Below are 14,358 nucleotides of genomic sequence, written 5' to 3'. Positions count from 1 at the left end.
GATGGCGCGGGTTCAGACCGCGTTCAGGACGTTCTTGTTGTGCGCCAGGAGGTTGTCCGGGTCCCACTTGCGCTTGAGCTGCACGAGCCGCGCCCACTTCTCGGGTGAGCCGTAAACGGTGCGCAACCAGTCCGGGCCGCGGTCGGCGGTGAGATTGATGTAGCCGGTGCCGGTCAGCTGAGGAGCCAGCGCCCGGACACTGTCGTCCACCCAGCCCGCGTACTCGTCGTCGGCCTTCTCGCTGTCCCACATCGAGACGATTTCGCACACGTAAGCGGCGCCGGCGCGAGAGAACGCGCAGGAGTCCTCGTCGCCCTCCTGCAACGCCCCGCCCAGTATCGGGAAGTTGATCAGGCACCCGGTTGCGGGCCCAGCCGGGACCGGAGCAGCGGCGACCTGGTCGATGACGAGCTGCGCGACTTCGGCGCTCATCGCCGGCAGATATCCGCCGCCACTGTGGTAACGCCGTCCACTCGGCTGGAAAGCGTCGAGGAGCGAGTTGGTCTCGCACCAGGTTTTGGGCGCCACCATGTTCGCCATCGGCGTCGCGAGAGCGTTGATCTCGCCCATCGCGGCCTCGTAGTCTTCGACAGGGCCGGTGTAGACGACGACCGCGAGCAGCAACGGCGTGCCGATCAGCTCGGGCGGCAGACCCGGTATCGGTGGCGCCTGGGCGAAGACCGAGGAGATCGAGACCTCCCGCGAGGTCCGGCGCATCGCCTCGTCAAGGCCCTCGCACAGCTTCACGGCCTCTTCCGGCGAGTAGACGATGATGCCGCTGACGACCTGCGGGCCGACCTTGTGGCCCTGGAACGTGAAGGACGTGGCGATGGCCAGGTTGTGCCCGGCCCCGCGCATTCCCCAGAACAGGTCGGGCTCCGAGTCGGCCGAAACGGTGCGCACCGCCCCGTCCATCGTCACGACTTCGATCGACAGGAGACTGTCCACGGTCGCACCGAACCGGCGGGAGAGGTGACCGATTCCGCCGCCGAGGGCGAGTCCTGCCACGCCCGTATCGCTGACCACCCCAGCGGGGACGGCCAGCCCGTGCGCCTGTGTCGCGGCATCCATTTCCCCCAGCAACACACCGGCTTCCAGGGTGGCACGGCCCGTCGCCTCGTCCACGAAGACGCGCTTCATCTTCGTCGTATCGATGACCAGTCCATCGGGCGGCATGGCGTGGGCGTCGACCCCGTGGCCGCCACTGCGCACCGCGATCGGCACGCCTTTCTCGCGCGCGTAGTTCACGGCCGCGACGACATCCTGCGGATCGAGCGCCTGGACGATCAGCGCCGGCGTGTGGCCGGCGTTCCGCATATTCCAGATCGCGCGGGACTCCGCGAAGCCTTCGTCTCCGGGCCGCAGCACGGGGCCTTTGAAGGCTGCCGGGAAGTCCTCGAACGCGCGAATGGTCAGGTCGGTCACAGCGAGTCCTTTTCCTCGGGATGAAAGCGATGGTGGGTCAGCGAGCGACCGGAAGTCCGCCATAGGTATGCCAGGACGTTGCCGTCAGCCAGCCGGCGTCCACGGGAAGGTTGATACCGGTGATGGCACCGGCTTCGCTCGAACTGAGAAACGCGACGGCGCGGGCGACCTCCTCGCCGTGGACGAGCCGGCCCAGCGCTGAGGAATCCTCCATCACGCTGGGGTCCCGCTCACCGCGGTCGATCATGCCTTGCAGCAGAGGAGTCAGCGTGTACCCCGGCGAAACGCAGTTCACCCTGACTCCCGAACGCCCCCATTCGGCCGCCAGATTGGCGGCCATGGCGATGACCGCCGCCTTGGCCGGCCCGTAGGCATGCAAGGGGACCGACCGCATTCCCGCGATCGATCCGATCAGCACGATCGATCCGCTGCCCCGATCCGCCATCCGGTTTCCCACGGCCACGGCGCTCACGTAGGAACCCCTGAGATCGACATCGACGATTCTGTCCCAATCGGACAGTGAGTAGTCCTCGGTGCGGCTGGGGAACTGCGCGATGCCCGCGGACAGGACCGCGATTTCGAGGAGGCCGACGCTGTCCTCGACGGCCGCGATCTGCGCCGAGACGTTCTCCTCGTCGACGATGTCCAGCTGCACGGCATGTCCGCCCACGGAGTGAGCGACTTCTTTCGCGCGGTCGAGATTGATATCGGCAATGACGACCTTCGCTCCGCGTTCCGCGAGCAGCCGGGCACAGCATTCGCCGATGCCGCTCGCTCCGCCCGTCACGAACGCGACTTTGCCTTCCAAGCCGTACCAGGCAGGGGTCCGGTTCATGGCAATCCCTCCGTTCACGACGTCGGCAGATACTTGCGCGCCAGCGACGCGAAGTCGGCCGGCGTCAGCGTTCGATGCAGGCGGATGCCCTCGGCCTTGACTTCGGCGAGCAGGGCAGCCTTGTGCTCCGCGGGGACGGTGATTCCCGTGTGCTCCAGCGCCCAGTCGACGTTGGCCATGCCGCTGTACTTGCCGAGAACCAGCGTCGGCGGCTCGGCGCCGGCCAGTTCGGGGACGTAGGGGAACAACCACTGAAGATCGCCGCCCCGCTCCGACCACCGGGCGAATTCGGTGGCCACCGTCCCTGACTCGATCTCCCCGATCCGGGTGCCGACGATCGGCCGGTTCGTGGCGATCGGGTGGCCGGAGGCCCGGCTTACCAACTGCGCGAGAGCGGGCAGGTGATCGAGCCGCACCGTGGTATTCGCCCGCTGCAGCAGCGTGGCTGCCATCACGACCTCTTCCAGCGCGGCGTTGCCGACGCGCTCGCCGAGGCCCAGTACGGTCGTGTGAATGGTCGGCGCACCCGCCCCCAGCGCCGCGACGGCGTTAGCCGTGGCGAGACCGAAGTCGTTGTGCGCGTGCAGTTCCAGCGGTAGCTGTGTCCACTCTTGCATCGCCTGGACAAGCCGTCGGGTGCCCTCGGGGTTGAGCGTCCCGAACGTGTCCATCAGCGAGATCGCCGTGAACTGCCCGGACCCGTCGATCTGCTCGACGACGTGCCTCAGGTCGTGCTCGGTGTAGCGAGGTGCGTCCGCCAGCAGCAAAGTCGTGTGCAAGCCCGACTGGCGGGCGAGTGCGGCGGCTTCGATGGATTGGTCGAGCGCCGAGTCCAGCGTCCACCTGAATATCTCGCGGTATTGGCTGTTCGCAAGCAGAATCACGCCGACGCCGTCGACACCCGCGTCGATCGCCATGGTGATGTCCGACCGTACGCTGCGGGCGATCGTCCAGATCTCGGCGTCCAGTCCGGCCTCGACGATCGAGAGAATCGCCTTCCGATCGTCGTCGGAGACCGCGACCATGCCCGCCTCGATGCGGTTGACGCCGGCGCTCGCCAGCGCGGTCGCGATGCGCAGCTTTTCCGCCGGGGTGAACACGACCCCGGCTTGCTGCTCGCCGTCGCGCAGCGTGGTGTCGTGCACGACCAGCCGGCGAGGCGTCTGGTCCTCGTCAGGGAAGTTCCACGGACTGACGAAAGACGTGTCCGTATACGAGCTCGGGCGGTTCGCCGGATCGCGCATTGAGCTCCTTCTTGGTTCCGGGAAACAACGGACCATTGTTCCGCAATGTCGAACGTTGTTCCTATGTATCGAATGTATTTCCTGCCGCGCTCGCGTGTCAAGCGCCCTCGCCGCGCTGTGCGTAGAAGGCCTTGGTCAGCAACCTGACCATTTGTGGGCCCTCCCAGGTGTGCCACCTCGCGATCGCCCGTTTTTCCACGATTGCCGCCGCCTCGTCGAAGGGCACACCGTCCGCCTTCAAGCGCCCGGCCTCGTCCCGCACGAACGCGAGGCAGGTACGTACTTCGCGGATCAGCCCGGCATCGGCGACTTCACCGTGGCCGGGCACGACCTTTTCGGGCTCCAGCGCGATCAAGTTGTCGAGCGCGTCGAACCAACGACCGGGCACGAAATCGACATCGAATGGCGGGACGTAAGGGAGGATCGGGAACATCCGCGTCCCGAACAAGTCGCCGCCGAACAAGACCCGATCACCGACGAGGACGGTCTGATCGTCCGTCGTGTGCGCGGGACCCCATTCCTTGAGGACCGCCTTGATCCCGCCGAGATCGAGCGTGAGGTGACCGTCGTGAACAATGTCCGGACCGACGAGTTCGAGCCCTTCGAACTCACGCTCCACGGCTTCGCCGAGGCCGAGCTTTCCGAACGCTTCCGCGTAACGGGGAGCGTAGCGTTCCAGCCGATCACGTTGCGCGGCACCGAAAATGATCGTCGCCGTGCCCTTGAACGCCTGAATGCCGAACCCGTGGCCGGGATCCAGCTGCGTGATCGCCAGATACAGGGTGCGTTTCCCGGCCAGGCGCGTCGCCTGTTCGAGCACATAGCGTCCGTTTCGGGGCCCCACACCGGTGTCGATCACCAGAGCCGCGTCGTCACCCACGACGATCCCGACGTTGGGCACCAGCGATACGCGGCGGTCCGGGATGACGAAGACACCGTCGGAGACTTCTCCCGGATCGCCCGTGACCCTGGGCGCGGAATACTCTTTCCTGGTCAGTTCGACCATGACGTGCACCGTCGTTCAGATGAGCGCATGGAAGGACCACCGTTTACCCTCGGCCAGCCCGCACAGCTCCTGGCCTGCCGACTGCAGGACGACGCGCGACGACGAGAAGTGCTGCGTACCGCCGTGCATGTCGCGGAACAACCGTTGCAGCGTCCCGGAACGCAGTGCCGCCGAGCCGCCCGAGGCATAAACGAAACCGGCGATCTCGTTGCACTGCCACGTCGCATTGTTCAACGCGACCTTCGAAAGCGTTTCGTGCCGCACCGACGGCAGGTCGCCCGCGGCCAGCACCTGCTCGATCTCCTCCCACACCTCGTAGAGCAGTGCCTTGGCGGATCTGAGTTTGACCTCGGCGGTCGCGTAGTCCTCCGTGAAAGCGGCAGAGTCTGCCAGCGCGCCGGGTTGGCCGGCCTTGCCGCGGACGGATTCCGACAGCTCGTCCAGTAGCCGCCGGCCGACGCCCAACGCCCACGCACCGTGGTTGATGCCGGCGAAGTTACCCGCGCCGATCCGGTATACCGGGCCGCCGGTGACAGGCTCGATACCGACGGCCGAGAACACGTGGTTCGCCGGGACGAGCACGTCCTCGGCCGAGTAGTCGATACTTCCGGTGCCCCGCAACCCCATGACGTCCCAGTTGTCCACCAGATCGACGTCGTCCTTCGGCAGCACCAAACACAGCGGTCTGCCCGTGTCACTCTCGATGGCGGAGGTGAACACGTGCGTGGCGTGCTTGATGCCCGAAGCGAAGCTCCAATTTCCGCTGAGCAGATAGCCGCGCTCGGTCCGTACCGCGCGTCCTGCCCTGGTGCCCTGCCCGGCGCAGGCGAAGTCCGGCTGAGCGAACAACTCCGCCGCGGCATCGTGGTCGAGGAAGGCCCCCGCAAGGCCGGTCGCGAAGCCGATCGCGAACGTCACCCAGCCACTGGACGGATCGGCGTACGACAGGGTGCTGATGAGGTCCAGCGCCTCGGTCGGGCTCATCTCCGCGCCGCCCCATTCGCGAGGAGTGAAGACCCCGAACGCCCCTGTCGAGCGCAACTGCTCCACTACCGCATCGGAGAGCCGGCCTTCTCGGTCGTGCTCAGCCCCATGGCCGTCGAGCAACGCGTGCAACTGCTTCGCCTCCCGCAGCACGGCATCCGCTTCCGGTGCCACGGCAGACCTGACGATTCCGGTCATTCCGACCTATGCTCCTTTGTCTGAAAGCCTGGTGTGTGTGCCAAAAACCCGGTCGTGATAAGTCAGTGGTGGCCGCCCGGACGTATCGGCGCGGCGAACCTGGCCCAGGACCACGACGTGATCGCCGGCCTCGATCAGCTCGGCCACCTCGCAGGCGACGAACCCGCCCGCCCCGGGAATCCGCGGGACGCCGCCGTCGAGCTTCCACTCCACGTCGGCGAACTTCCCGCTTCCGCCCTTCTTGGCGAAATTCGCCGCCACATCCGACTGGTGACTCGCCAGGAAATTGAGACCGAAAACAGCGGATTCCCGGATCCGGGTCAGCAATTCAGATCGGTGGTCGAGCGAGACCAGTACCATCGGCGGGTCCATGGACAACGACGCGAACGCGCTCACCGTGGTACCGAACGGCATGTTCTGCCATGTCGTGGTCACCACCGACACCGGCGTGCAGACTCCCGCCATGGTATTGCGAAAGACGGACTGGAGGTCTTCGGTCCGACTGATGGTCATCCTCAGTCTCCTGTCAGATTGCGTTGTGCACCCGCTATTCTGGTCATTCGGCCTGGCCGGACAATCGGAATTTCATTCATTGAACCGCCGAGGGGAACCGCACTCATGACGGACAGCAGCACACCTCGCCCCCGCGGTGGGAAACCGGCTCACGGGGAGCCGGTCATCGACCGTGCTCTGCGGCTGTTCTCGGCATTCGAGGCGCACGACGGCGCGCTTTCCCTGGAGCAGCTCAGCGTGGAAGCCGGTCTGCCCAAGGCGACCGCACTGCGACTGGCGAGGCGATTGACGGAATGGGGCGCACTCGAACGCACCCCGGACGGTGAGTACGTCATCGGACTCAGGCTTCTCGAAATCGCGATGTTGTCCCCGCGAGGACAGGGGCTACGCACGATCGCGCTGCCGTATCTCGAGGATCTTCACCACGCGACGGGACAGCATGTGCAGTTGGCCGTTCGAGATGGGCACGAAAGCGTTCTCGTCGAGCGCCTCTCGGCGCACGACGCGTCCGAAGTCCACTACCGGATGGGCGGGCATTACCGGGTAGGCGGGCGGGCTCCGCTTCATGTCACCGGCGTCGGGCGGGTGCTGCTCGCCTTCGGTCCGCACGAACTCCGGCAGGAAGTGCTGGCCGGCGAGCTGAGGCTGCCCGGCGACGAGGGGACGTTGACACCGGACCAGCTGCGGACAATTCTCGCGCAGGTGCGCCAAGAGGGTGTCGCGATGGTGTCGATGCCCCGTCCCACTCCGATGACTTCCATCGCGGCACCGATCCTCGGGCCTGGGCAGGAGGCGCTCGCCGGACTGTCCGTCCTCGCACCCACGGGCTCGTTCCAGCCCGCCGGCCTCATCCCCGCCGTCGTCACCGTGGCGCGGGCGATTTCTCGCGTCGCCTGGCGGGCTGCGTCGCCGGCCAACGGCGGGGGCGCACCGTAGGACGTCAGGTATCCAGAAGACTGGACGCGAAGATCTGCTCGCAGGTCGGTCGAGCCTCCGACAGGCCCTGCTCGTAGGAGTAACGCAGAAAAGCGTCAATCGTTTTACGGTTCGCAGCGAGCCCGTGCTGCCATGCGCTTTCTCCCAAGAGCGCGCGGTTGCGTTCCCACAGCTGGTCGAGCCACGGAATCATGAAGTCGGATTGCTGGGCCATCCTGCCGTAGCTGTCGTAGTAGTTCATCGCCGCGTCCCGGGATTCGCAGAACGCCTTGTACACGGCGTGTTCCAGTCCCGGATGTTCGGCGAGCAGGCTTCGACGGATCACCACGGTGTGCATGATCGGGTAGATCCCGGTCCGCGCGAAGTACTCCCGCTCGACGGCCTCCGCATCCGCGAACAACGGGCGCACTTGCGGAGAGCCCGCCAGCACGCTCTGGGGCACGATCGCCGTGATCAACGCATCGATCTCGCCTGCCACCAGCATCGCGTCCAGCGTTTCGCCCTCCGGCGTTGTCGTGACGTCGACGTTCGAGGGGTACCGGAACGGAATGAAATCAAACGGCTGCTGATACCAGTTCGTGCCGCCGACCACCCAACGCGACTGATCGGGCGTCACCCCGAAATCGTCGGCGAGGATTCCCTTCGGCCAGACACCGGCGTCGTGACCGTAGGTCGCGAACTCACCGATCGTCTTGCCGACGAGATCTTCCGGCTTCTCGATACCGCTGGAGGCGTTCACATAGATCGCCGAATGCCGGAAATGCCTGTTCGGGAAGACCGGTATGGCGAGGTACTCCGGGTCAGGCATCTCGAGGCTGCGCAAATAGAAGGTCAGCCCCAGCTCGGCCACGTCGAATCCGCGATTCCGAATGGTCTCCTCGAAGATCTCCGAAACGATCCCAAGGCTTTCGAAGGTCGCCTCGGCACCCTCGATCCGCACACTGCCGTCGAACAGCGCGCGAGTGTGATCGTATTTCGAGACCCCGACGCGCAATGGAATGTCAGCCATCATGTTCCCCATATCGTGAATTCTTCGGTCAGCGCCGGATGTCCGCACGCAAGCGTTCCCAGTTGCCGGAGGCGATGTTCACCCGGTCCGCATCGCTGAGGTCCGCCTCCTGGAGGAAGCGGCGCGCCCCGCCCGAGGGGGCGAATTCGAACGGGTAGTCCGTCGCGAACATGATGCGGTCCACGCCGACGAGGTCGATCGCCCACCGCAGGTAGCGCTGGCTGAACATGCCGCTCGGCGTCAGCCAGATGTTGTTGCGGAAGTACTCGACGAGGGGTCGCTCCAGTCCCGCGATCGCGGCGACCGGGGCGAGCCGCTCCAGGTAGAACAACACGGACTCACCCCAGTGCCCGACGACCACCTGCAGATCGGGGAAACGATCGAACACTCCGGCGAGGATCAACCGCAACAACTGCACGCCGGTCTCGTAATGCCAGCCGAGCCGATGCGTCCCGAGCGCCACACCCGCCGGGCCGAGCCCGCTGTAGTACGCCTCGCGTACCGACGGCGACGGCGTCTGCGGGTGCAGGTAGAGCGGTGCGTGAAGTGCCGAGGCGGCCTCGAATATCGGCCAGAATCGGGGGTCGTCGATGTTCTCGTCGCGCGTCCGGCCGAAGAGCATCGCGCCGTCGAGGCCTAGCTCGGTCACCGCTCGCTCGAGCTCCCTGGCGGCCTTCTCCGGAGCCGGGGTGGCCAGTGTCGCGAGCCCCTGATAGCGATCGGGCCGGGACCGGACGGCTTCCGCGATCAGCTCGTTCGTCTCCTGCTGCAAAATGACGGCCGCGTCCCGGTCCAGGCTCTGCAAGCCGGGCGTGGACATCGACAGCACCTGCACGTCGAGGCCGGTCTCCGTCATATCCGCTACGCGGCGGTCACCGAGATCCGCGAGTTGGCGGGCCATGGTGCCCTCGCTCGCGGGCTTCACGGCGAAGTCCTGCAGGACGGGATCCAGCGCCTTCCAAGCGGCCAGCACGTCTGGCACGACGATATGTTCTTCGAGCCCGACGAGCCTCAGCGCGTCACCTTCGAGGCCCGATGCATCGTGGCTATCTGTCATATGCACACATCCGTTGTGTATCAAGTGATCCGACAGGTTTGTGTCAAGCTACGCACGGGCCAGGCCCGTGCGAATCGCGATTTCAGTGAATGAACCCGGGCTCCGTGATGACCCATTCGAAGGCACGGGCGCGGGATCTCGCGCCCTGCGCCGCCTTCGAGCGCGGCGGCTCCCCGAGCTCAGCGAGGAGTTGCTCGGAAACCCGGACCACGCGGCCGAAGGCCGGCGGGGTCAGTGCGTGCGGCCGAGTGGCGAACAGCAGGTCCTCGGTAGCGGTGTTTCCACTGGCACCCGGCGCGAACGGGCAACCGCCGAGGCCGCCCAGCGCGCCATCGACGACATCCGCACCGGCACCGATCGCCGCCATGGCGTTGGCCACGCCCATCCCCCACGTGTCGTGTCCGTGGAAGATGATGCGGCACTCGGGACGAAGACGCTTGGCCTGCTCCACCAGCGAGGCGATCTGGGCGGGAATGGCCTGGCCGACGGTGTCGCACAGGACGATGTCGTCCGCGCCTTCGGTTCGGGCGTCGGTCAGGATGCCGAGGACCTTCCGCTCGGGAACCGGACCGTCGAACGGGCAGGTAAAACTCGTTGCCAGGCACAGCTGGATCCGGCCGCCGATCGATCGTGCGATCGCGGTGGCCGCGGGCATGGCGTCGAGGCTGGCCTCGGTGCTGCGTGCGATGTTGGCCTGGTTGTGCGCGTCGCTGACCGAGAAGCAGTATTGGAAATTGCGCGCGCCGGCCGCCGCTGCCTTCTCGACGTGCCACGGGGTCGCCACCCAGACCCAGCACCGAGCCAGCTCGGCGTCCGTCAATCCCTCGATCACCTCAACGGTGTTCGCCATGGGAGGTACCAGATCGGCGCGCGCCAGCGACCCGATTTCCAGTTCGGGTACACCGATATCGAGCAGGAAGCGGATGATTTCGAGTTTCCGGGCGGTCGGCAGCAGCTTGCCGGTCAACTGCAGGCCGTCGCGCAGCGTCACGTCTCGCAGAAGCACACCGGACTCGCGCATCGTCGTCATTCCCCTTCTCCACCGAGGTACCGACCGCGGATCTCGCGGTTGTGCTCGCCCAGGTCCGGCCCGACGGACCGGATCGAGAGGGACCGGTCTCCGATCACCGGGACGATCCCCGGGAAACCCACGCTCGCCGGCTCGCTCCGGCCGACGTCGACGGGAAAGTACTGGATCATGTTCCGCGCCTTGTACTGCTCGTCGTTCACGATGTCGGCCGCCGTCAGGATCGGGCCGGCCGGCACTCCGGCGCCGTCGAGGATTTCCAATGCCTTGGCGGAGGTACGCCCGCTCGTCCAGTCTGAGATGGCCGCGTCGAGCTCGTCGCGCCGCAGCCAGCGCCGGTCGTTCGTCGCGAGCTCCGGATCTCCGGCCAGGTCGGGTCTGTCGATCGCGGACATGAGGCGACGGAAGATCGCGTCGCTGTTCCCCGCGACGACGATGGATTTCCCGTCGCCACACAGGTAAGCGTTCGATGGCGCGATGCCTTCGGTGCGCCCGCCGGTCCGTTTGCGCTCGACTCCGTATGCCAGATAATCGGCGATCAGCGACTCCATCATGGAGAAAACGGCCTCGTTCAGCGCAACATCGATCGTGCGGTCCGCGAGCGAGAGCGGCTGCCCGCGCTTGCTCTGGAACAGGATCATCATCGCGCCGAATGCGGCGTACAGACCGGCGATCGAGTCCCCGATCGACACGCCGACCCGGCTTGGCGGCTGATCGGGACTGCCGACGAGTTCGCGCAGTCCCCCGAACGCCTCGGCCACGGCCGCGAATCCCGGCCGCGAGGCCAGCGGCCCGGTTTGGCCGAACGCCGAGATGCGGACGAAGACCAGTGCGGGGTTGTGCTCGTTGAGCACGTCCGGACCAATTCCCCAGCGTTCCAGTGTTCCGGGGCGGAAGTTCTCAATGATGATGTCGCATTGCGAGGCGAGCCGGATGACGTCGCGTCGCCCTTCGTCCGTCTTCAGGTCGAGGACGACAGACTTCTTGTTCCGGTTGATGGTGCGGAACAACATCGAGGTCGTGCCCGCGTACAGGCGCCAGTTGCGTAGTTCGTCGCCTGTCCCGGGACGCTCGACCTTGATGACCTCGGCGCCGAAATCGGCCAGCAAGCGCCCCGCGGTCGGCGCCGCGATGTAGTTGCCCAGCTCCAGGACCCGGACGCCCTCGAGCGGTCGGCTTCGCACCATTGTCTGCGAGATCCCTTCACCCGCTCAGGAATGCGCCGGGATCGGCAGGGCCACGAAACGGTTCTCCGGATCGAAGCGGCGTTTGGCGGCGACGAGCCTGGCCGCATTCGGCCCGTACGCTTCCTCGATCTGGTCGGCCGCGTCGGGTCCGAGGAGATTGGGATATCCCCCTGGCATCGCATGCGGTGCCAGCAAGGACGACAATTCGGTGAGCCAGGCCTGATGCCGTTGCGGGATGTCATCCGGTTCCCAGACCGCGATCATCTCGACCATGACGTGCGCGGTGCGGTTGCCGAACGCGGTTTCTCCCACCGGCACGCGGGTGGCGGCTCCCCTGAGGCAATGCAGCACAATCGCCGAGTACGGGGAGGTTATCCCCTGTGCACCGGCATACAGCACGTCACGCGCCTCGGGCGTCAACGCTGCGACCGTGCGGGTCCGGACGTCGATATGTCTGCCGAAGACGAACCGGCCGTCCATCGCGGCCAGGAGGTCCGGCAGCGCCACAGGGCCGACTTGTGCGGTCAACGGCTTGCCGAGTGCGGCTATCCGTGCGAGCACCGATGCGCCCTCATCGGCGTTGCCGCTCCACGTCGGCGCCAGAAAGAGTACGGGCGAACCGTCCTGGCCGGCGACGAATCCGCACTGCACGTTCAGCTCGTCCGGACCGCCTGCGGGCACGAATTCGGCCGCGGCGGCAAGGATTTCCGGGGCCTGCGCGATCGGATACATGATGATGCCGGACAGCAGAACCGGCACCGGATGCAGGCGAATCCGCAGCGCGGTCACCACGCCGAAATTGCCACCGCCGCCGCGCAACGCCCAGAAGAGCTCGGCATTCCGGTCGGCATCGGCCGTGACGAGTTCGCCGTCCGGAAGCACGACATCCGCCGACACCATGTTGTCCAACGCGAGACCGAATCGACCGCACAGCGGGCCGTAGCCGCCGCCGAGGTTCAGGCCCACCGTGCCGACCGTGCCGGACGTGCCCGTCACCGCGACCAAACCGTACGGCTGGGCGGCCATCGCGACGTCGGCGCAGGTAGCCCCTCCTTCGAGGACCGCTGTGCGGTCGTCCGGCTGGACCGTCACATTGCGCATTCCGGTGATATCGATGGTCAGGCCGCCGTCCGTGAGAGCGCGCCCGGCCCAGTCGTGCCCGCCGCTGCGTACCGAAAGCGGCATGTCGAATTCGCGCGCCGCACGAACAGTTGCCTGCACCTCGGCTGGTTCGAGACAGCGCACGATCACAGCCGGCCGCCCCGTGATCGCCCCGTTCGCAATGGCGCGGCTCGATTCATAGGCGTCACCCGAGGTCAGGACACGTTCGACGGGCACGACCCGGCGCAGTGCCGCCTCCAACCGGCCGAGGCGCGAAGTTTTCGACGTGACCATGATGCGCCTCGATTCAGGGGATGTCCGCTCTGCGGAACAAGCGACCGGTATACGCAACAGAGTATCGGATGGGCTCCCAGAGTCAATATCTGCTCGAGGGGACTGGGCTACAGGCATGAACCCTTGTCGTAGCTGTCGCCGATGATCTCGAAAAGCATGCGCCGGAACATGGTGACGTGGTCTTCGCTGAAGCCGTCGAGCATCGCGGCCTCGACGCGCTCGCACGACTTCGCAACCTGGGCGCGCAAGGCACTGCCGGCTGCGGTGTTCCGCGGTATCCGGGCACGGCCGTCCCGCGGGTCGGTGCGCCGGACGATCAGGCCCATCCGTTCCAGCTGACCCAGCTGGTGCATCAGCGTGGTCTTGTCCAATCCGAGCGACTTTCCCAGTTCGATCTGGGTCAGGTTCGGGTTGATCTCCAGAGCGCTCAAGATGATGTACTCGCGGAGGTGAATTCCGTGGGCCTCGGCTTGCTCGCCGGTCGCGGCGCGCAGACGCTGGGCGGCGCGATGCAGGAGCCACGTGATCTCCGAGGTGACCGAGGGCCGCACCCCAACGGGCACGTTCTCGTCGTCCGGAGACTCTTGGGTTTGCATTCTCTACCGAGCCGCCAGCAGCGGAATGCCGTCATATGAGCCAAGGTCATGCGACGGGACGACCTGCATGAGACTCGCGAGCGAGGCCATCCGGCGCAGACCGTCGCGCACCTGACCCTCGTCACTGTCGGCCATTCTGCGCATCAAGAAAGGGCGCTCGGCCAGCTGAGTGACACCCTCGAGCTGCCACGAAAGGTCGCCGATAAAGGCGTACCGCTTGCTCGTCGGCAACGTGACGAAGACGATCACCGAGCCCGTCGTGTGGCCGCCGGCCAAGGCCACCACCACCGAACCATCACCGTAAACGTCGTAGCTCGACGAGAAGCCGAGGTAGGGCTTGCCGTCGAATTCGTAGTGGTGGATCTCGTGCCCCTTCGACACGGTCTGAAACACGCGCCCGTCGCGGGCTCCGGCCGCATATCGCAGTTCGGCCTCATTGATCCAGATGGGAAGCTCGAGCTGGTCGAGGCCGCTCACGTGGTCCCAGTGGGCGTGCGTGAGCAGCACTCCGCGCAGCCGGCTGCGGTCGTAGCCGGCTGCGTCCAGCTGCGCGCTGACGGTACTGGTCGTCTTGTAAGGGGCGCGTGCGAAGCGGGGTTGAGCGTTGACGTGGGCGGCGATATCGGCGCCGAAACCCGCATCGATCAGAAGATCGCCCTGCGGGTGGCGCACCAGCACCGCGGTCGCGGCGAACGCCCGCTTGTCGCCGAACGAGCCGCCCTTGAACGCGAACACCGCCCTGGTCTCGTAGGTGCCCGTCGGGAGCTGATAGACGGCCATATCGGACGGCGGGGAAGCCTCGGGAAGGTGCCCCTGAAATACCGGAGGTGGAGAAGTAGCCACGAAGAGATCGTATGAACTGAGATTATCTCTGTCAAGACTATCTTCACGCAGACGTTGCCCGTAACCAGAGCGTCGCCGCCGCGGCCAGGCGGAGGCGCCGCGC

At 66.2% G+C, this 14,358-nt stretch carries 14 protein-coding genes; 1 reads left to right on the top strand and 13 read right to left on the bottom strand.

Annotated features, from left to right (window positions below):
• Positions 1 to 12 precede the first annotated feature (12 nt).
• The 6 genes from GKO32_RS00865 to GKO32_RS00840 form a co-directional block, all read right to left on the bottom strand.
• Complete coding sequence (locus tag GKO32_RS00865) at positions 13 to 1,425, bottom strand: FAD-binding oxidoreductase (protein ID WP_166459308.1); 1,413 nt, start codon at positions 1,423 to 1,425, stop codon at positions 13 to 15.
• A 37-nt stretch (positions 1,426 to 1,462) separates the two neighbouring features.
• Positions 1,463 to 2,260 (bottom strand): SDR family NAD(P)-dependent oxidoreductase, encoded by a 798-nt coding sequence (locus GKO32_RS00860; RefSeq protein ID WP_154754789.1) that lies wholly within the window; start codon positions 2,258 to 2,260, stop codon positions 1,463 to 1,465.
• Between the two features lie 14 nt (positions 2,261 to 2,274).
• Positions 2,275 to 3,504 (bottom strand): hydroxymethylglutaryl-CoA lyase-like TIM-barrel protein, encoded by a 1,230-nt coding sequence (locus tag GKO32_RS00855; protein ID WP_166459307.1) that lies wholly within the window; start codon positions 3,502 to 3,504, stop codon positions 2,275 to 2,277.
• 97 nt (positions 3,505 to 3,601) lie between these two features.
• Positions 3,602 to 4,510: an MBL fold metallo-hydrolase gene (locus tag GKO32_RS00850; RefSeq protein ID WP_154754787.1), complete on the bottom strand. Its 909-nt coding sequence runs from the start codon at positions 4,508 to 4,510 to the stop codon at positions 3,602 to 3,604.
• 15 nt (positions 4,511 to 4,525) lie between these two features.
• Positions 4,526 to 5,692 carry an acyl-CoA dehydrogenase family protein gene (locus tag GKO32_RS00845; RefSeq protein WP_154754786.1) on the bottom strand — a complete coding sequence of 389 codons (1,167 nt, stop codon included), beginning with the start codon at positions 5,690 to 5,692 and terminating at the stop codon, positions 4,526 to 4,528.
• 6 nt (positions 5,693 to 5,698) lie between these two features.
• Complete coding sequence (locus GKO32_RS00840; RefSeq protein WP_154754785.1) at positions 5,699 to 6,205, bottom strand: flavin reductase family protein; 507 nt, start codon at positions 6,203 to 6,205, stop codon at positions 5,699 to 5,701.
• Positions 6,206 to 6,310: 105 nt separating this feature from the next.
• Between GKO32_RS00840 and GKO32_RS00835 the strand changes: the two genes are divergently transcribed.
• A complete protein-coding gene (locus tag GKO32_RS00835; protein ID WP_154754784.1) occupies positions 6,311 to 7,141 on the top strand; it encodes an IclR family transcriptional regulator in 831 nt (276 codons plus the stop codon).
• A gap of 4 nt (positions 7,142 to 7,145) precedes the next feature.
• On the opposite strand, the gene GKO32_RS00830 is transcribed toward GKO32_RS00835, so the two are convergent.
• The 7 genes from GKO32_RS00830 to GKO32_RS00800 form a co-directional block, all read right to left on the bottom strand.
• Positions 7,146 to 8,150, bottom strand: a complete 1,005-nt coding sequence (locus GKO32_RS00830; protein WP_246242975.1) for a substrate-binding domain-containing protein — start codon at positions 8,148 to 8,150, stop codon at positions 7,146 to 7,148.
• Between the two features lie 28 nt (positions 8,151 to 8,178).
• Positions 8,179 to 9,207 carry an amidohydrolase family protein gene (locus GKO32_RS00825; protein ID WP_154754783.1) on the bottom strand — a complete coding sequence of 343 codons (1,029 nt, stop codon included), beginning with the start codon at positions 9,205 to 9,207 and terminating at the stop codon, positions 8,179 to 8,181.
• An 82-nt stretch (positions 9,208 to 9,289) separates the two neighbouring features.
• Positions 9,290 to 10,237 carry a hydroxymethylglutaryl-CoA lyase-like TIM-barrel protein gene (locus GKO32_RS00820; protein ID WP_154754782.1) on the bottom strand — a complete coding sequence of 316 codons (948 nt, stop codon included), beginning with the start codon at positions 10,235 to 10,237 and terminating at the stop codon, positions 9,290 to 9,292.
• Complete coding sequence (locus tag GKO32_RS00815; protein WP_154754781.1) at positions 10,234 to 11,421, bottom strand: CaiB/BaiF CoA transferase family protein; 1,188 nt, start codon at positions 11,419 to 11,421, stop codon at positions 10,234 to 10,236. Before GKO32_RS00815 ends, GKO32_RS00820 begins: the two co-directional genes overlap by 4 nt.
• A 24-nt stretch (positions 11,422 to 11,445) precedes the next feature.
• Positions 11,446 to 12,816, bottom strand: coding sequence for an FAD-binding oxidoreductase (locus tag GKO32_RS00810; protein ID WP_154754780.1), 1,371 nt, complete (start codon positions 12,814 to 12,816; stop codon positions 11,446 to 11,448).
• A gap of 107 nt (positions 12,817 to 12,923) precedes the next feature.
• On the bottom strand, positions 12,924 to 13,412 hold the full coding sequence (locus tag GKO32_RS00805; RefSeq protein WP_154754779.1) for a MarR family winged helix-turn-helix transcriptional regulator: 489 nt from the start codon (positions 13,410 to 13,412) through the stop codon (positions 12,924 to 12,926).
• Between the two features lie 3 nt (positions 13,413 to 13,415).
• Positions 13,416 to 14,255, bottom strand: coding sequence for an MBL fold metallo-hydrolase (locus GKO32_RS00800; RefSeq protein ID WP_208024226.1), 840 nt, complete (start codon positions 14,253 to 14,255; stop codon positions 13,416 to 13,418).
• Positions 14,256 to 14,358 lie beyond the last annotated feature (103 nt).

The sequence above is a fragment of the Amycolatopsis pithecellobii genome (genome assembly GCF_009707865.1).
GTDB classification, from domain to species: Bacteria; Actinomycetota; Actinomycetes; order Mycobacteriales; family Pseudonocardiaceae; genus Amycolatopsis_E; species Amycolatopsis_E pithecellobii.
The sequence above is the reverse complement of the archived record's forward strand: the minus strand, read 5'-3'. Positions and strand labels throughout refer to the sequence as shown.